This window comes from Ruminococcus sp. HUN007 (assembly GCF_000712055.1).
Lineage (GTDB): Bacteria > Bacillota > Clostridia > Oscillospirales > Ruminococcaceae > HUN007.
On sequence record NZ_JOOA01000002.1, the window covers coordinates 347,719 to 365,742 of the forward strand.

General features: G+C 41.6%; 15 protein-coding genes. 10 read left to right on the plus strand and 5 right to left on the minus strand.

The genetic code is table 11. The annotated features are described in order from the left end of the window. Positions 1-66 precede the first annotated feature (66 nt). On the minus strand, positions 67-1,248 hold the full coding sequence (locus CC97_RS05590) for a dockerin type I domain-containing protein (RefSeq protein WP_049962714.1): 1,182 nt from the start codon (positions 1,246-1,248) through the stop codon (positions 67-69). Positions 1,249-1,571: 323 nt separating this feature from the next. On the opposite strand from CC97_RS05590, the gene CC97_RS05595 reads away from it, so the two are divergent. The 7 genes from CC97_RS05595 to CC97_RS05625 all read left to right on the plus strand — a co-directional run bounded on the left by CC97_RS05595 (position 1,572) and on the right by CC97_RS05625 (position 9,213). Next, a complete protein-coding gene (locus tag CC97_RS05595; protein ID WP_044976815.1) occupies positions 1,572-2,951 on the plus strand; it encodes an MATE family efflux transporter in 1,380 nt (459 codons plus the stop codon). Further along, positions 2,927-3,169 (plus strand): helix-turn-helix domain-containing protein, encoded by a 243-nt coding sequence (locus CC97_RS05600; protein ID WP_044974176.1) that lies wholly within the window; start codon positions 2,927-2,929, stop codon positions 3,167-3,169. The genes CC97_RS05595 and CC97_RS05600 overlap by 25 nt, the downstream gene beginning before the upstream one ends. Positions 3,170-3,323: 154 nt before the next feature. Next, positions 3,324-5,231, plus strand: a complete 1,908-nt coding sequence (locus CC97_RS05605; RefSeq protein ID WP_049962715.1) for a cellulase family glycosylhydrolase — start codon at positions 3,324-3,326, stop codon at positions 5,229-5,231. A 286-nt stretch (positions 5,232-5,517) separates the two neighbouring features. Further along, a complete protein-coding gene (locus tag CC97_RS05610; protein ID WP_044974177.1) occupies positions 5,518-7,854 on the plus strand; it encodes an AAA family ATPase in 2,337 nt (778 codons plus the stop codon). Next, positions 7,817-7,999, plus strand: coding sequence for a hypothetical protein (locus CC97_RS05615; RefSeq protein WP_044974178.1), 183 nt, complete (start codon positions 7,817-7,819; stop codon positions 7,997-7,999). Before CC97_RS05610 ends, CC97_RS05615 begins: the two co-directional genes overlap by 38 nt. A gap of 64 nt (positions 8,000-8,063) precedes the next feature. Then, a complete protein-coding gene (yfcE, locus tag CC97_RS05620) occupies positions 8,064-8,609 on the plus strand; it encodes a phosphodiesterase (protein WP_044974179.1) in 546 nt (181 codons plus the stop codon). A 10-nt stretch (positions 8,610-8,619) separates the two neighbouring features. Continuing rightward, complete coding sequence (locus CC97_RS05625) at positions 8,620-9,213, plus strand: epoxyqueuosine reductase QueH (protein WP_242848134.1); 594 nt, start codon at positions 8,620-8,622, stop codon at positions 9,211-9,213. Positions 9,214-9,258: 45 nt separating this feature from the next. Here the strand turns inward: CC97_RS05625 and CC97_RS05630 are convergent, their stop codons facing one another. Next, positions 9,259-11,016 (minus strand): RNA-binding domain-containing protein, encoded by a 1,758-nt coding sequence (locus CC97_RS05630; protein ID WP_044974180.1) that lies wholly within the window; start codon positions 11,014-11,016, stop codon positions 9,259-9,261. Between the two features lie 255 nt (positions 11,017-11,271). Here CC97_RS05630 and CC97_RS05635 point away from each other — a divergent pair, with 255 nt between their 5' ends. From CC97_RS05635 to CC97_RS05645, 3 genes are all read left to right on the plus strand, one after another. Next, positions 11,272-12,795: a hypothetical protein gene (locus CC97_RS05635; protein WP_242848135.1), complete on the plus strand. Its 1,524-nt coding sequence runs from the start codon at positions 11,272-11,274 to the stop codon at positions 12,793-12,795. 108 nt (positions 12,796-12,903) lie between these two features. After that, positions 12,904-13,242 (plus strand): hypothetical protein, encoded by a 339-nt coding sequence (locus tag CC97_RS05640; RefSeq protein ID WP_044974181.1) that lies wholly within the window; start codon positions 12,904-12,906, stop codon positions 13,240-13,242. Between the two features lie 131 nt (positions 13,243-13,373). After that, positions 13,374-13,961, plus strand: a complete 588-nt coding sequence (locus tag CC97_RS05645) for a nitroreductase family protein (protein ID WP_044974182.1) — start codon at positions 13,374-13,376, stop codon at positions 13,959-13,961. 102 nt (positions 13,962-14,063) lie between these two features. Here the strand turns inward: CC97_RS05645 and CC97_RS05650 are convergent, their stop codons facing one another. The 3 genes from CC97_RS05650 to xylA all read right to left on the minus strand — a co-directional run bounded on the left by CC97_RS05650 (position 14,064) and on the right by xylA (position 17,966). Continuing rightward, positions 14,064-14,753 (minus strand): GNAT family N-acetyltransferase, encoded by a 690-nt coding sequence (locus tag CC97_RS05650; protein ID WP_081850004.1) that lies wholly within the window; start codon positions 14,751-14,753, stop codon positions 14,064-14,066. Positions 14,754-15,110: 357 nt separating this feature from the next. Next, positions 15,111-16,634, minus strand: coding sequence for a xylulokinase (gene xylB / locus CC97_RS05655; RefSeq protein WP_044974183.1), 1,524 nt, complete (start codon positions 16,632-16,634; stop codon positions 15,111-15,113). Between the two features lie 15 nt (positions 16,635-16,649). Next, complete coding sequence (gene xylA, locus CC97_RS05660; RefSeq protein ID WP_044974184.1) at positions 16,650-17,966, minus strand: xylose isomerase; 1,317 nt, start codon at positions 17,964-17,966, stop codon at positions 16,650-16,652. Positions 17,967-18,024: the final 58 nt, after the last annotated feature.

An 18,024-nucleotide genomic window follows, 5' to 3' on the forward strand; every position in this document is an offset into this window, starting at 1 on the left:
CTCCTGTTTAAGTAATACATCTATATTTTACCTGACTTATCTTAAAATGTCAAGTTACAGTATTGTCTATTTCATAAGAATTGCTCTGATCGTCAGAAAATCTCTTACATCAACTGTTCCGTCACCGTTTAAGTCCGCTGCCGAAGCTGAAACTGAACGGTCGTGACCGATTATATATTTCTTGATCATAACAAGATCACTTGTCGATACAGAACCGTTACCGTCAATATCGCATCTGACAGCTTCTTCAGGGGGCGCTGACTGCACGTTGTTAAGATCAAAAAACGTAACAGTATAATTTATTTCAGTATCCGCGCCGGTGATATTTACCTCAAAAACATCGCCTGCTTTATAGGAAACTTTTTTCGGCTGGAATATGATGCAGCCCTTGCGGCCGTAGCCATCGTTATTAACATAAAATTCACCGTCAGATGAACCTGAATACAAAGACCAGGTTTTCATGTCGTTCTTTCTTGTAAGCGTTACCTTTACAGAACTTCCGTTTACCACCTGACCTCTTGAATAGGTCCAGATATAATCATCGTGACAGAAATTGACCGGCATATTCTGAGCAGGCCAGCAAACACCTGTAGCATCTGTTTTGCCAAAGGAATTGTCAAAAGCATACATCGCACCGTATCTTCCGGCTTTTCCGAATCCGGTATACTGCATCGACGGATTAAGGCACCATCTGCGGTGACCCATTCTCGGTATAAGCGAAGGATAATTATCGCTCATGTACCCGGTTATAATGCTGTCTGCAACGTTTCGGTATCCGTCTGCCAGATTGGATGAACCTGCACCCTGACATCCGGCATCATACAGAGAATCAGGCAGTCCTGACGGACGGGCAGGAGTATGTGAAATACCGCCGTTCAGAGCATTTACAAGAGAGGCTGCCTGTGTAAGAGCACAGTAATCCTCTTTGATTTTAACCTCATCAAGCCCGGCAGTATACCTTACAAAATTAAGGGCATTCAATCCGTTCTGAACCGATCCGTCACTGAGTTTACCGGCAGAATACGGTGAAACAAGTGATGGTTCCAGGGCGTACTCATCCTTTTGGCTGAGTGAAAACTGATGAGTTCTGTAGTATTCAGCAATTTCTTCAGGAGTGTGTACTGCGACGTTTACACCTGATGATGCTGAAACTGTCTGAACCGCCGAAAAACCCGGCGGTTCTTTACCTGAGACTGCAGTCATCCCCATCAGGACTGCAGCTAAAAACAAGGCACTTTTTCCTTTCATAACTTTTCCCCCTCTTTCAGACCGACTGTTTTCTGATAATTTTCCCCGATATAATTTATTGTATTATTTCTATAATTTTATATTTATCAGAACCGATCTGATTGTTTATATTACTAATTATAAACCATTCATTAGATATAGTCAATCATATTTTTTTTAAATTCTATTGACAGTACCATGAATCTGTGTTAATATAAATAGCTACATGATCCATAACAAATACATTAAAAGCAGGAAAACGCTGATTTTACCGCAGAGTGACTGAGATATCTGCATTCACTTTTCATATCAAAAAAGCGTTTTACAAAAAAGAGGAAACAAAAATGAAAGAAGACAAAAGAAAATTATTCGGCTCTGGCGTGTTTTACGGCAACGCACTTAAGATCGCCGTACCAATAATGCTACAGCAGCTTATCCAGAACCTTGTATCACTTATCGACAATTTCATGGTCTCCGGTCTCGGAGACATATCCATGTCGGGAGTCAATGTCGCAGGACAGGTACTGTTTGTGTTCATGGTATATCTGAATGCCATTGCAATGGCAGGCGGTATATTCATGACACAGTACTTCGGTGCAAAGGACAAAGGCGGAATGAAACAGGCTTTCATCTTCAAGCTTATAATGGGATTTGCGGCTTTCATACCGTTCTTCCTTGTCTGCATTGTCTTTCCGCGAAAAGTACTGTCACTTATGCTCATCGGAAACACTGAAGCCGACCTGATACTTGATGAAGCAGTAAAATACATGAACATAATGTTCTTCACAGGAATTCCTATGACATTTTCAGTATGCACGGCCAGTTCACTGCGCGACATGGGAAAAGTGAAGATCCCGCTGGCAGTAACTATTGCAGCTACTGTCACAAACACTCTCTTCAACTGGCTTCTCATATACGGTAACCTCGGATTTCCGAAACTCGGAGTCCGTGGTGCAGGTACAGCGACAGTTATCGCACGTTCACTCGAATTTATCATTTTCGTTATAATCTACATCAGACGTAAACCTGAATTTTCAGTACGAATTTCAGAATTCTTTCACGCCGACTTTGCTCTGTTCCGGAAAATGCTCAAGAAAGGATCCCTTGTTCTTTTCTGTGAAATGGTCTGGGTAATGTCTGAAACAGTTACCACCGCAGTCTATAACGGAAAAGGCGGTGCCGATGTGGTTTCAGGAATGGCTGCAAGCTTTTCAATTGCCAATCTCTTCTTTGTTGCATTCGGAGGAATTTACGCTGCAACCGGTGTTGTACTCGGAAAAACTCTCGGAGCAGGAGAACTTGAACGCGCCCGCCGTGAGAAGACCTGGCTCCTGTCCGGCTCCGCTCTGTTCGGCATATTCATGACACTGTTCGGATTTGCCACAACTCTCATGATCCCTGTGGTATACGGTAAGCTGAGTGAAAGCGCAGTAAGCATTGCAAGAAGCATGGTCATACTGATGTCTCTGTTCATGCCGGTCTGGGTCTATATGAACACGCAGACAGCTGTTTCAAGAGCCGGCGGAGATACAAAAATGGGCGCTGTAGCCGATTCACTCATAACGATCTTTGTCATGATCCCGCTTGTTTTCATCATCGGATTCTGCACCGATTTGGGTCCTGTTGTGCTTTATCTTGGTGTAAAACTCATCGACATTATAAAAGTTGTCGTATTCCACTTCTGGCTTAAGAAAGAACGATGGCTCAAAAATCTTACAGTATAGCAAAACGCCGTAACGGTCTGCTCAATAGCTTCCGTTACGGCGTTCTGCTGTTTAGAGTGGTGGTATTTATCATTTCTGAAATAACCGCCTCACTTGGATTTTCATCACAGAGTGCTTTTTCTGCTGCATTCAGGAAATTTACAGGCAAGACCCCGCTGCAATTCAGGAACCGCTACAGCGACGAATATCCGTTCCGTTATCTGGCAGAAAAAGAATGAACATTTTCCGGTTAAAAGTGCGATGAAAATACATTAATCAGCGGTTTCAACATTCATTTCAGCTTATTTTTAACTTGACTTTTTTTTACAATATAAGTTACTATTAAAGTACATACAAATTCTTATCTCAACTTATCAAACGGGAGGAAACGAAATGAAATCGATAAGAAGAATTACTGCTGCGGTTCTTGCCCTGGGTATGACAACTACTCTGGGAAGCAGTTTTTCACCTAATAAGACAGCTGCACCGGGAAATACAGTTTCTGTAAAGGCTGCTGATGACTGTCATGACGACTGGATCCATGCCAAAGGCAACCGCCTTTACGACATGAACGACAACGAGGTATGGCTCACAGGATGCAACTGGTTCGGATACAACGTAGGAAGCCAGGTATTTGACGGCGTATGGTCCGCAAACATGCACCAGTGCCTTAACGAGATCGCTGACCACGGATTCAATCTTCTCCGTGTACCTATGTCAACAGAGATCATCCTCGGATGGAAGGAAAAGAAACCGGATGATATCATCAAAGTTAATCCTTACTCAAACCCGGAACTCACAGTCAGCGGTGAAGCTGCTGAAGGCGCAATAAAGTACAGCTTCGACATCTGGAACATGGCTGTTCAGTGGTGCAAGGAAAACGGAATCAAGATCATGATGGACATCCACAGCGCTGAAACTGCTTCAGCAGGACACCAGATTCCTGTATGGTACACAAGCAAGTTCTCTGAAGATGACTGGATAGAAGCACTCGAATGGTTTACTGACTACTATAAGGACGACGATACTATCATCGCTATAGATCTTAAGAACGAACCTCACGGAAAAGCAGATGAAGGCGAATTTGCAAAATGGGATGACTCTGATGACAAGAACAACTGGAAGAGAGCCGCTGAACGCGGTGCCAAGGCTTGTCTTGACATCAACCCTAACCTTCTTATCATGGTAGAGGGTATCGAAGTATATCCTAAGTTCGAAAAGGGATTTGACTGGTCAAGCCCTTCCGTTGACTACGCTCACTATGACGATCCTGACGCTCAGCCATACTACGGCACATGGTGGGGCGGTAACTTCCGTGGTGTAAAGGATCACCCTATCGACCTCGGAAAATACCAGAGCCAGCTCGTTTACTCACCTCACGACTACGGCCCGCTCGTTTATGCTCAGAAATGGTTCGACAAGGACTTTGACAGCGAATCACTCATGAAGGACTGCTGGCACGACAACTGGTTCTATATCATCGAAGACAACACAGCTCCTCTCCTCATGGGCGAATGGGGCGGTTTCATAGACAAGGAAAATGACCCTACGGGCGACAACACCAAGTGGATGAAGTGTCTCCGTGATCTCATGATCGAGCACCATATCAACCACACATTCTGGTGCTTCAATGAAAACTCAGGCGATACAGGCGGACTTGTATACGACAACTTCGGCAAATGGGACGAAGACAAATACAACCTTGTAAAGCCGGCTCTCTGGCAGGATGAAAACGGCAAGTTCATAAGTCTTGACCACCAGAGACCAATGGGTCAGGGCGGCAACGGTATTTCAGTTGCTGAGTATTACGGCGGTACAATCCCGAAGCAGGAACCAAAGGTAACAGATGCTCCGAAGGTAACCGATGCACCTAAGACTACAGACGCTCCGAAGACTACTGACGCACCTAAGACGACCGATGCTCCGAAGACTACTGATGCTCCAAAGACTACAGACGCTCCGAAAACTACAGACGCTCCGAAGACTACTGATGCTCCGAAGACTACAGATGCGCCTAAGACAACTGATACTCCTGTAACAACTACAAAGACTGAACCGGCTGCAACAGAATCTCCTGCAAACAGCCAGACCGTTGTATACGGTGACGTAAACGGAGACGGTCTTGTAGACGTAACAGACCTTTCTACAATGGCTGTAAATCTCGTTGACAAGAAGGAGTTCAAAGCAGACCAGATCAAAACTGCTGACGTTGACGGCGACGGCAAGGTAACACTTACAGACCTCGCAACTATCAGACAGTATCTTTCAAAGAAGATCACAAAGCTCGGACCAGGCAAATAATCTGGTTTAACGAAACAACGAGCATCGCAGCTCCTGTTTTTAGCAGAGTCAGATGTGATTCGCCCTGTTCTGATTTCAGTTCATTATAAAAGCATAAATGCCCGGTGATTTTATTAAAGTCACCGGGCATTCATTTGTTTCAGACAGACAATAGCAGAACGGATACTTACCCCCTGACGCATATTCGGACTTTTATCCGCTTGCATTCATTACCGAAATATGTTAAAATTAATTTGTATGTACTTACGTAACCGATATTCTTTTTCCGGAAAGGAGGTATAATCGTTTGAAACTAAGAACTGTTTATATAAAAAACTTCGGCAGGCTGAGTGATTTTAAACTTAAACTTAAGCCGGGTCTGAATATTATATGCGGAAACAATGAATCCGGCAAGACTACTGTTATGAATTTCATAAAAATGATGTTCTACGGTACCTCCGGAAAGTCATCTGACATAGGAAAAAACCTGAGGAAAAAATATTCCCCGTGGAACGGTTCGCCGATGGCCGGATATATCGAATTTGAAGCATCGGGACAGGAATACAGACTGGAACGTGAATTCGGAAACTCCAATATCAGTGACGTGGTAACGCTGTGGAATCTTACTACAGGACAGGCAGAACCTGTAAGCTGTAAATATGAGCCCGGTGAACGTTTTATCGGAATGAATGCGTCGGCATTTGAACGAAGTGTTTTCATCGGTGACATATCTTCTGTTATACACGGTACTGACAAGGATGACGAGATCACAAAAAAGCTCATGAATTATTCCTCATCTGCAGAAGAAAACGTATCATATGAAAAGGTACGCAGGCGTCTTCAGAAAGCACATGAGGAGCTTCGTTCAAAAAGCAGAAAAACCGGTGCTGTTGATATCATGCTTTCTGAACTTTCTGAACTTACAGAGCGACTTTCAGCTGCCGAAGATGAAGAAAGACTGCGTATGCATGATGAAGAACTGCACGCTTCATACTGCAGTCAGCTTGAAAGCAGAAGGAATCATGCTGAGACACTGGAAAAGCGTATAAAGGAACAGCGCATAATACGCGAGCTCCATACGCTTGAGATCCAGAACCGGAAGAACGCTGTAAAGTCTGTTCTGAAAGAAAAGATTGATACTCTTACCGGTTCGATAACTAACGGTGATTTCACTGTGACGGATTCTTTCCTTGATGAATGTTCTGACCTTCTTGCAAGACTTGATCATCTGAAGGAAAATTTCAGGGAAAAGAAACGTGAATTCAACCAGATGTCCGCCGAACTTTCAGATATGAGACTTGATGAAAGTATTGCAGAATACGAAACAGATCTGGAATTCGTGACCGAAGAACTGAAAAACAGCGTAAATGAAAACAAAGAACTTAAAAATGAGCTTGCCCGTATCGGCAGTGCCTGCGACGAAGTAAATGATCTCATAAGGGAAACTCAGATCAAAGAAGAAATGTACAAAGAACATCTTGCGGATCTGGAACCGAATTATCTTGTACTCATACCTGCTGCTTCCATGATCATAATCGCAGTTTCACTGTTCATAAAAAATCCGTGGTTCCTGCTTGCTATAATACCTGTCGTACTCATGATATTCCTTGGTACGAAGATTGCTGCCGCAATAGAAGATCTGCGTAACCGCAGGAACGGTACCGAACATACCGAACCGGACTACGAAGCAGCGTACAGAAGCTACGATGAAAAACTGAAGGAATACGATGAACAGAAGGCGGAACTTGAAGAAAGAATAGTCCTTTCTGATTCGGCTGTCTCAGAGACTGAATCGAAGAAGAATGATATCGAACAGGAAGCAAACAAACTTAAGCTTGTAAAGGAACAGAAAGATTCCGAACTTTCAAAACTCGGTAATGAGCTGAATAAATCAGGTTCTGACATAAACGAGCTTGACCTGCACCTGATAAGTGTGTTTTCAAAATACAAAACAGTTTCAGGAACAGCTGAAATTCCTGATCTTATTGACAAGGCTATTGAAACCATCTCGGAAATTGAAACAACAAAAGCTGTTTTAAACTCAAAGCATGATGAGGACAATGTTCCGTACTCACCTGAAGAAATCGCTGAGCGTTCACTTCTTCTGCGTGAAAAACTGAAGCAGCTTACAGGAGACAGCTCTCCTGAACTTCTCCCGGACAGCGTCACGGACGCCCTCGAAGAGGAACTTGAGGAAACAGAAGCTTCGATAAACGAACTGAATGAGACGATCTCTTCACTGCGTTCAAGGATCTCGGCTAAATATCATTCAGATGATGAGCCGGCGGTTCTGCGTGAAAAGATCGATGATTTAAAAGTACATATCTCGAAGCGCGTAAAATACGACAATGAACTCCTGACAGCCTCTGAAGTAATGGAAGAGGCGGGAAATGAAATAAGGCAGACCTTTGCACCAGAGCTCAACAGCAAAAACGGAAAAGATATTCTCGCACCTGACCGGCGGAAAATACCGAGGAGCAATCGTATCAAAGGATCTGGCAGTAACCCCGGTGGACAGCAGAGACAATTCGATGCGCGACTGGCAGTACTTAAGCACCGGTACAGCCGAACAGGCTTATCTGTCACTGAGACTGGCACTGTCCGATATGATCGCAGGAAACAAGATACCGGTCTTTCTCGATGATGTCTTCGCTCATTACGATGAAGAACGCACAAGAAAAGGTTTTCTGTTTCTCAGCGAATACAGCAGACTCGACCAGGTAATATTCTTTACCTGTCACAGATATTCACTTACCGAAGACCAGTGCACAGACTTCCCGGAACAGTAAAGTTACCGAACCGTATGCACTGGCAAACGCTTTATTCACCTAAGTATATGAAAGAGGTACCCAAATGAAATTTATGATCGCATCTGATATACACGGTTCTGCATTCTGGTGCAGAAAAACACTTGAAGCCTTTGAAAGAGAAAAAGCTGACAAGCTCCTTCTTCTCGGAGATATTCTCTATCACGGACCAAGAAACGATCTTCCTGATGAATACGCACCAAAGGAAGTCATCAGTATGCTGAACCCGCTGCGTGACAAAATACTCTGTGTCCGCGGAAACTGCGACACCGAAGTTGATCAGATGGTACTCGACTTCCCTGTTCTTGCGGACTACGCATACATAGTTTCCGGAAACACAACGATTTTCGCAACACACGGCCATGTTTACAACGAAAACAATCTTCCGCCAATATCTGCCGGAACTATCCTTTTAAACGGACACTTCCACGTACCGGCATGCAGAACACTTGAAAACGGCGTTATTTACATGAACCCGGGTTCAGTATCTATCCCGAAGGAAAATTCACTTCACCAGTACATGACTGCAGAAGATGGCACTTTTGAATGGAAAGACCTTGAAGGAAAAGTACTGATGAAAGTCAGCCTGTAAGGATGGTCTTATGAAAGACAATATTATCATTTTCAAGAATGACTGCAGCAGCAAAAATCCGCGTATTCTCATGCATACCTGCTGTGCTCCGTGCTCGGTCTACTGTATAGATATCCTTCGTAATGAAGGGACAGAACCGGTAAGTTTCTGGTACAATCCGAATATTCATCCGTTTACGGAATACAAAATGAGAAAGAATACCCTTACCGATTACGCAAAATCAGTAAACATGAAGCTCATCATCGAAAACGAATACGGACTTCGTAACTTTATAACCTCCGTATATCCTGACTTCGACAACAGATGTTCATACTGCTATGAATCACGTATTTACAGAACCGCGGAATTTGCCGCCGAAAACGGATTCGACCGCTTCACCACCACCCTGCTAGTAAGTCCGTATCAGAACCACGAACTGATCTGCGACATCGCCGAACGCGCTGCATTTAAATACGGTGTAAAATTCGAGTACCACGACTTCCGTCCCGGCTTTAAAGAAGGACAGGAAAAAGCCCGTGAGCTCGGACTTTACATGCAGAAATACTGCGGATGTATTTTCAGTGAAGAAGACAGATATAAGAAAAGAAAAAAGAATCAGGAGTGACCGTTAAGGCCGCTTCTGATTCTTTTTTCATGTTTTATGTCGTGATTACTTCAAAACCCATTTACCGGATTTATTATTTCCTACTCGGAATAACACTCCGGCTTCCTGTAATTCTTTTATATACCTTAATACCGTGCTCCTGGAAATTCCAGTATTTTCAGCTAACTGATTAATAGTATAATTATCGTTATTAATTATTTCCATCACAATATGCTTGGCCACTATTTTTTTTCTTTCTTTATATGAATCAACTAATGTCATAGCCATTATTCCAAAGTCATCAACTTCATTTTTTAAATGTTTTACGGTATCATTTACTTCTTTTTCAGTGCCAACTAAGCTTTTATTGGTGTCATTTAAGTCTTTATTAGTATCATTTAAGCTTTTATCGGTGCCATTTAAGTCTTTATTAGTATCATTTAAGCTTTTATCGGTATCATTTAAGTCTTTATTAGTATCATTTAAGCTTTTATCGGTGTCATTTGAATTTTCTATATTGTCACTTTCACAATTCTCTATGCCATTTTCATCATAAAAATCTTCACGAATAAACAACCTTGTGATAAAGAAGCTATGCTCATCATCGGTTATGAATTCAGGAAGCGGAGAACCATTTCGTTCAAGAGCTTTAAGAATTTTTCTGAATCCGGTATTTCTGCCTTCTGTAAGGTGCATCTCTTTAAGAAAATCCCCTATGCGGCGATTACGGTATCTGCGTACAAATACATTGAAATTCTTTAAAGCATCAACTGTAACCGATCTGTCTGGTCCAGGGAAACTGAGTATTTCGATTTTATCCTTTTCTACGCGCACTTCAATAGGTTCACGCACATCATATGCCTTATGATAAACGGCATTTGCAAGACTTTCTTCTATTGCTGCATACGGATAGTTAAAGAAGCGATCAGCCTCTGCACGATCCGGATACTTTATAACACGTTCCTTGATCACGGTATTCTGAATATATCGCAGGGCCTCACGTAACTGCTGATGCAATGGTCCTTTGAATATCTTTTCCTCGATTCGATCTCCCCCTACACCCTCAGGGAATTCAACGACATCGATCTGAGCACACGGAATATACTTTTCAGGATCCATACTGAAGAACAACAGACCAACATTTTTAGGTCTCATAAATTCCGGCATACTGTTTGATATACCGAGATTTATGCAAAGGCGATTAAATTCCATAGTATCCGCTTCATCAAACAAAGCACTGTCGATCTCTTTCAGATATGATTTGATAAGTGTGATATTAAGGTCTGTCATATCAGCCTGATGACAGATGCGGTCATCAAACGGGATCTGATTTGAAAGAGCAAAAAGATCATTTGTCTCCTGCGGAGATGGCTTTATAGTACTCGCCATTTTACGGATCCAGTAAACAGTTTCAGAAGATGCCACAGCTTTCCCTTTTGAATAAGTGAACGTTGACGGACTTCTGTACGGGCGAACAGCTCCGCCGGGGCACCATACTACTATGAGTTTTGTATTTGCATCATAATCAACAGGTGCAACTATAGGAAGATAATCCGGTTCAATAAGCTTGCACTTATTGAGAAGATCTTTCAGTATAGTATCGACTTCGGAAAGAGGCAATCCTTTTATCGGAAACTTCGGCCTTCCGTTATCGTCTTCTACTCCGATCACAAGATAACCGCCACCCCAGTTATCAAGGTCGTTAGCAAATGCTGTTATGGTTTTTAAAGAAGCCTCCGGTTTCCATGATTCTTTGAATTCAATACGTGCCCATTCGACCACACTTCCGGAAAGCAGGGTATGTATATTTGTAGGAATAGCCATGTGTTTTCACCGTCTTTCTGATTTAACTACTTTAAATTATATAATAAAAAAACAATAATCGCAACTACGAATTCCATGATTTCACAATAATTAGTCATTATTTAGCTGATATTACATCGCTAATTCATCGTACAATATTCAAAACAAATATTGTTTTTTTATATCGAATGTGCTATAATTAAACCACAATATGTATAGACTTATTAACTAATATTTTCATTGCGAAAATATAATATGATATTGGAGGGATTAAAAATGCAATGTCCTAATTGTGGCGCTGAAATCGTAAATAATAAATGTGATTACTGTGATACCAAGATTTCAAATTATCATAGCAAGAATACACCAAGTATCCGTCCTAATTATAGCAATTTTTCAAATTCATTAGCAATTAACGGTGGCAATGCAACAGGTAATATAGGCCAAGTTAATAAACTATATGATGAAGAAAAGTTTCATGCAGCACAAGGACATGGTTATGCAGCTGAAAGAGCAAACAATTTATGCGATAAAGCAACTGGTCATAAAGCTAAGATTGTAGGAGATAACAATGCTTTAAATGGAGCAGATCGTATAGTTGACGGGGTAATGATTCAATCAAAGTATTGTAAAACCGGAAAAGCTTGTATAAATAATTGCTTCCAAGACGGCAAATTCAGATATATGGTGGATGGTAAACCAATGCAAATAGAAGTTCCGTCAGATAATTATGAAGAAGCAATAAAGGCTATGGAAGAAAAAATAAAAGAAGGGAAAATGCCTGGCATAACCAACCCTAATGAAGCTAAAAACATAATAAGAAAAGGTCACTTTACCTATTCACAAGCCAAAAATATTGCTAAAGCAGGAACTATTGAATCGCTTTCCTACGACGCAGCTAACGGCATTATAATATCGTCTTCTACATTTGGAATTACAACAATCATTTCTTTAGCAACAAACCTATGGAACGGAGAAGATTTTGAAAAATCACTTAAAATGGCAACTTTATCAGGTTTAGAAGTAAGCGGAACTGCATTTGTCACGACTATTATTTCAAGTCAATTAGAAAAAGCAGGATTAAATTATGCTATGGTTGAAAGTACAGAGGCAATTGTTAAAGTTTTAGGTCCAAAAGCTTCGGCTGTATTAGTAAATGCATTTCGGAAATCCACTCAAAACGGAAGCAATATACATGGTGTGGCCGCAATGAAAAGTGCAGCCAAAATATTAAGAACTAATATAATAACAACTGGAACGACAATAGTGGTTCTTTCATTTTATGATATTATCGATATATTAAATGGTAGAATCTCTTTCAAGCAATTACTTTTGAATTTTAACCAAAACGTGATTTGTAAAACATCAGGAAGTATTGGGATAATCATTTCTGGAACTATACCTGGAGTTGGACATATTATTAGTATTGCTATCAGTTCAGCAGTAACTTCAACAATTAATTTAACAAACACCTTTATTATGGAAAAATTGGTTACAAGTGATGCACAACAAATGATAAAAGTAATTCAATGTGAACTTGAAAAATTATCTATCGATTATTTACTAAATCAATCTGAAATAGATATAATTCAGAATAATTTAGCTGAAATTATTGATGGCAATATAATCAAACAAATGTATGCTAGTAAATGCAGAGAGGAATATGCATGCAATCTTCTTATTCCAATCATCGAAAAAGAAACTGGAAAACGTAACAGATTAGAAAAAATTAATACTGATCAAATATCTGAAAATCTTAAAGTAATACTCGAAGATATTGCAAATACTTCTAACTTATAAAACCAATAAGCTCTGATATTAGCGAATTGAAAGATTATAAAAATCAATTCTGGATAGGAAATATCAACTCATATTCTCGCAGAACGGAGTAAAAACAATGAATTTCGAATGGAAAAGTGTTATCTCAACGTCCCGTTAAACGAAACCGGAATTCAGGATCATGAATACGATACTGATATGTCTAACATATACACTGTAACACTCGACATCAAAGAATACGATCTTCTCAGTGATTTATTTCATGAATGGAATCAGAAGTTTGATATCATTATTGATATCTTTGAAGATGAGACATTAAATGCTGAATCATGTTCAGAAGCAATGATAATACTTGATAATCACATTAATCAGAACAATAATGAAGATTTCAGAAAAGCAGCGCAAAAACTAAAACTTGCACTCAGTAAAGCAATACAGCTAAACATGCCGCTATTTCTTGATTTTTAAGTTACTAAAACTTCTTAGTTCTGTCTTATCGGATGTGAAAAACTTAACTCAGATTTTCCAGACACCGTCTGGAAAATTTCAGATGTAGATATCTTATAACAATCAAATAAAACCTTTCAGGAGAAACAAAAATGAACTCAATATATGACAGAAGAAGCATACGAAAATACAAGGACAAATCGGTAGATAAGCAGCTCATAACAGCTATGATCGACGCCGGCAGAGTTGCACCTTCAGCGAAAAACAGACAACCGTGGAAATACATTGTTTTCTCTGGACAATCAAAAGAAGAAATGCTTGATAAAATGGAAGCCGGAATTAACAGAGAAGTAAACGGATCACCTTCCCTCCCGGCATCATCAAATGGCATTCCTGATGCACGTAATACACTTAAAATTATGCGGGAAGCACCGGTCATCATTCTTGTACTCAATACAAACGGAAAATCACCCTTTGAACCAATAAGTGCAGATGGCCGTATCACTGAGATATGCGATACACTTTCGATAGGTGCATCAATACAGAATATTCTCCTTAAGGCAACTGAGCTTGGACTCGGTACCCTTTGGATAGCAAACACCTGCTTTGCTTACAGAGAACTCACTGAATATCTTGATACCAAAAATCAGCTTGTCGGCGCGATTGCCGTCGGCTATCCGGATGAATCACCAAATCCGCGTCCGAGAAAATCACTCGATGAAATAATAGAGTTTCGATAATGGATTGTCCGCTTTTGAACGATTATTACGGAACGAATAATAACTTCATTTACGACCACTTAAAAAGGAACAGCCGCCGGCTGTTCCTTTTCCAATTTATAATCAAATCAATGACGAATAGTACACCCTAAACTTTTCAGCACACTCTTTCCATTCTCGTTCTGCAGCCTGCCAGATAATATTACCTTCTTCGTCGCCCACATTCAGATAAATTCCATCGCACTGGTTCCAGCCATATAATAGATATCGTCTGTTTCGGATATAGAAACTGCATTCTTCACCTTTTTCAGCACAGCGAAACAGTTCATCCTGAAAGCTCAGCCGCATCTGATACCATTCTGCGCCGCCATGTGATGAATCTGAAACGCCTTCATTTACAAATCCAAAACGGCTGTAGAATTTTATAAGTTCTTTTTTACATGTAAGAACAATGCCTGTACGACCTCGTTTTTTGGTTTCTTCAATAACGAAACTCATAAGCCGTGATACATTTCCTTTTCTCCTGTATTCCGTATCTGTTGCCACTCCGAATAACATGAGCCACTCTCCGTCAGGGGCAAAAAGCGATGTGTCTTCATACATCTGATCACACAGGTCTCTCTTCGATGCCGGCATTCCGTTTATCATTGAAATGATCCTGCCCTCGTCTTCGACGACCCAGAAAGTATCACAATATTTATTTATCCTTAATTCAAATGAATTTCTTTTTGCCGCCTCAGCCAAAGTAAAACATCTGCTTTCAAGTTCTGTTACACTTTCAAGATCAGACAGAACAACATTTCTAATTTTCATTTTCAGTATATCTCCTTGCAACTTCTTTTCCGGTGATAAGTACCTCTTTCTTGTGAAGCAACTTGCCCTACTAATAATATCAAAACAGTATGATTATATCATACCGCCGAAAGTATGTCAATCAAATATATCATTTATACCGAGATATACCAGAACAAAAAATCAATTCATTTACGACCACTAAAAAAACAGGAGCAGCCTTCGTGTTGCTCCTGTTTTTGTGTGTCTGTTATGACTACTATATGATGAGATGAGAAAGGAAAATGTCTTAATCTTTGCGATCTTCGCACTGCTGCGATTTTCGCGACGGACTTCACTGCGGTTCAGAACAGTAAAGTCTGATTATGCACGCTGTTATCAGAGTGCTGCGAGTTCCTTGCAGTTTCCTGCTATAGAACCGTAAAGTTTTGTGTAGAGCTGATAGTACTTTTCGTACTCAGCTGTTCTTGAAGCGTCAGGTTCCTGTGTCTTGTCAGTCTTTATCATGACTTCACATGCCTTTTCAACGCTTTCGTAAACGCCTGTACCAACGAATGCAAGTATCGCAACACCGAGTGCCGGACCTTCCTTGCATGTTACTGTTTTAACAGGACAGTCATAAAGATCTGCGAGCATGGTTCTCCAGAGAGGAGATGTTCCGCCGCCGCCGCAGGCCATCATGTCATTTATCTCAGTACCCATTTCACTGATGATACTCTTGCAGTCGCGGAGTGAGTAAGCTACACCTTCCATTACCGCACGGATGAAATGAGCCTTGGTATGCATTGCTGAGAGTCCGAAGAAGCATCCTCTTATATCAGGATCGAGATGAGGAGTTCTTTCTCCCATGAGATAAGGGAGATACAGAAGCTTGTCAGCGCCTATTTTAACTGATTCAGCTTCCTTGTCCATAAGGAAGTATTCACTTACACCTTCAGCATTAGCCTTATCCATTTCTTCCTTGCAGAAGTTGTCACGGAACCACTTGAGTGACAGGCCGGCAGCCTGTGTAACGCCCATGATGTGCCAGCAGCCTGGTACCGCACAGCAGAATGTATGAACTCTGCCCTTAGGGTCGATCTGAACTGATGATGTGTGTGCAAATACAACACCGCTGGTTCCGATAGTTGTAAATGCCTTTCCGTCCTTAACAATTCCTGTACCGACTGCAGCTGCAGCATTGTCGCCTGCACCGCCTACGACCGGTGTGCCGGCCTTAAGTCCGGTGATCTGTGCAGCCTTCTCGGTTATGTAACCTGTTATTTCAGGTGATTCATAAACCTTTGCAAGAAGTGATTTGTCTATATCAAGCTTTTCAAGCACTTCATCAGACCAGCATCTGTTAGGAACATCGAGAAGCTGCATACCTGAAGCATCAGATACTTCAGTAGCATATTCACCTGTGAGCATGAAGCGTACATAGTCCTTTGGAAGAAGGATATGACGACACTTCTTGTAATTCTCAGGTTCGTTGTTTCTTACCCAGAGGATCTTTGAAGCTGTAAATCCTGTAAGTGCAGGATTTGCTGTTATCTCAATAAGTCTCTTTGCTCCAACTTTTTCAGTTATCTCTTCGCATTCCTTTGCAGTACGCTGATCACACCAGATGATAGACTTTCTGATGACTTCATTATTTTCGTCAAGCATTACAAGACCATGCATCTGACCTGAAAGCCCAACACCTGCGATATCGGAAGCATCAACTCCGCTGTCAGCAATTATCTTCTTTATTGTATCAGCAGCAGCGTTATACCAGTCTGTCGGTTCCTGCTCAGCGTATCCGTTCTTTTCCTGATAGAGCGGATACTCGGCTGAAGCAGAAGCCATAACCTTACCTGTTTCGTCGAACAGAACAGACTTTGTGCCGCTGGTGCCTATGTCAACACCAATTGCGTATTTCATCGAAGTCCTCCGGAATTATAAGCTGAAAAGTACGTTGTTTACGATTGATTCGAGCATTTCCTGTCTGCCGCTTGTGAGTGATGCTGTAACGTCACCCTTTTCAAGAGCATACTTTTCAAGGTCAGCAATTGTAGCCTTGCCTGAGATAACGTCAGCACCGATACCTGTGTTCCATGAAGAGTAACGGTCAGCTACGAACTTGTCGATACGTCCGTCTTCGATGAGCTTAACTGCTGCTCTTAAACCAAGAGCAAATGTATCCATACCTGCAATGTAAGCGTGGAAGATGTCTTCTCTTGTGAATGAACCTCTTCTAGCCTTTGAGTCGAAGTTGAGACCGCCGTTTGTGAAGCCGCCTGCCTTGAGAACTTCGTACATGCAGAATGTTGCGTCATAAATGTTTGTTGGGAACTGGTCTGTATCCCATCCGAGGAGTGTGTCGCCCTGGTTAGCGTCGATAGAACCGAATACACCATTGTCTCTTGCAACGCGGAGTTCGTGCTGGAATGTGTGCTGTGCAAGTGTAGCGTGGTTAGCTTCGATGTTCATCTTGAAGTCCTTGTCGAGGCCGTATTTCTTTAAGAAACCGATAACTGTAGCTGTATCGAAATCATACTGGTGCTTTGTTGGTTCCTTTGGCTTTGGTTCAATGTAGAAGTCACCGTCAAAGCCGATTGAACGAGCGTAGTCAACAGCCATTCTCATGAGACGAGCCATGTTGTCCTGTTCGAGCTTCATGTCTGTGTTGAGGAGTGTTTCGTAACCCTCACGACCGCCCCAGAAAACGTAGCCCTTACCGCCGAGCTTAACTGTGCATTCGATAGCCTTCTTGATCTGAGCTGCTGCAAATGCGAAAACGTCAGCTGATGGTGATGTGCCTGCACCGTGCATATATCTTGGATTACCGAAGCAGTTTGCAGTACCCCAGAGGAGCTTCTTGCCTGCAAGCTTTGTCTTCATGTAGTCTGTGATCTCATCGAGTCTCTTGTTTGTCTCAGCAAGTGTTTCAGCTTCAGGAGCGATGTCTCTGTCGTGGAAGCAGTAGTAGTCGATAGAAAGCTTGTCCATGATCTCTGCAGCTGCATCGATCTTAGCCTTAGCTATTTCCATCGGATCAGAAGCACCCCACTTCTTGTCTGTTGTACCAACGCCGAACATATCTGTACCGTCGCCGCCCATTGTGTGCCACCATGAAAGTGCAAACTTGAGGTGTTCACGCATCTTCTTGCCGCAGATTACTTCTTCAGGATCATAATACTTGAATGCGAGTGGGTTTGTGCTTGTCTTGCCTTCGTACTTGATCTTATCGATTCCTTTGAAAAATTCGCTCATGATAATTAACTCCTTTTATTATGAATTAGTTTTAGGAAACACTGATTTCAGGAGGTAG

Bases quoted from the DNA above. Each gene is read 5' to 3' on its own strand.
- CC97_RS05645 (WP_044974182.1), top strand. From the start codon at position 13,374: ATGAACTCAATATATGACAGAAGAAGCATACGAAAATACAAGGACAAA.
- CC97_RS05630 (WP_044974180.1), bottom strand. From the start codon at position 11,016: ATGGCTATTCCTACAAATATACATACCCTGCTTTCCGGAAGTGTGGTC.
- CC97_RS05650 (WP_081850004.1), bottom strand. From the start codon at position 14,753: ATGAAAATTAGAAATGTTGTTCTGTCTGATCTTGAAAGTGTAACAGAA.
- CC97_RS05590 (WP_049962714.1), bottom strand. From the start codon at position 1,248: ATGAAAGGAAAAAGTGCCTTGTTTTTAGCTGCAGTCCTGATGGGGATG.
- yfcE (WP_044974179.1), top strand. From the start codon at position 8,064: ATGAAATTTATGATCGCATCTGATATACACGGTTCTGCATTCTGGTGC.
- CC97_RS05595 (WP_044976815.1), top strand. From the start codon at position 1,572: ATGAAAGAAGACAAAAGAAAATTATTCGGCTCTGGCGTGTTTTACGGC.
- CC97_RS05640 (WP_044974181.1), top strand. From the start codon at position 12,904: ATGGAAAAGTGTTATCTCAACGTCCCGTTAAACGAAACCGGAATTCAG.
- xylA (WP_044974184.1), bottom strand. From the start codon at position 17,966: ATGAGCGAATTTTTCAAAGGAATCGATAAGATCAAGTACGAAGGCAAG.
- CC97_RS05600 (WP_044974176.1), top strand. From the start codon at position 2,927: ATGGCTCAAAAATCTTACAGTATAGCAAAACGCCGTAACGGTCTGCTC.
- CC97_RS05625 (WP_242848134.1), top strand. From the start codon at position 8,620: ATGAAAGACAATATTATCATTTTCAAGAATGACTGCAGCAGCAAAAAT.
- CC97_RS05615 (WP_044974178.1), top strand. From the start codon at position 7,817: ATGATCGCAGGAAACAAGATACCGGTCTTTCTCGATGATGTCTTCGCT.
- CC97_RS05635 (WP_242848135.1), top strand. From the start codon at position 11,272: ATGCAATGTCCTAATTGTGGCGCTGAAATCGTAAATAATAAATGTGAT.
- CC97_RS05605 (WP_049962715.1), top strand. From the start codon at position 3,324: ATGAAATCGATAAGAAGAATTACTGCTGCGGTTCTTGCCCTGGGTATG.
- xylB (WP_044974183.1), bottom strand. From the start codon at position 16,634: ATGAAATACGCAATTGGTGTTGACATAGGCACCAGCGGCACAAAGTCT.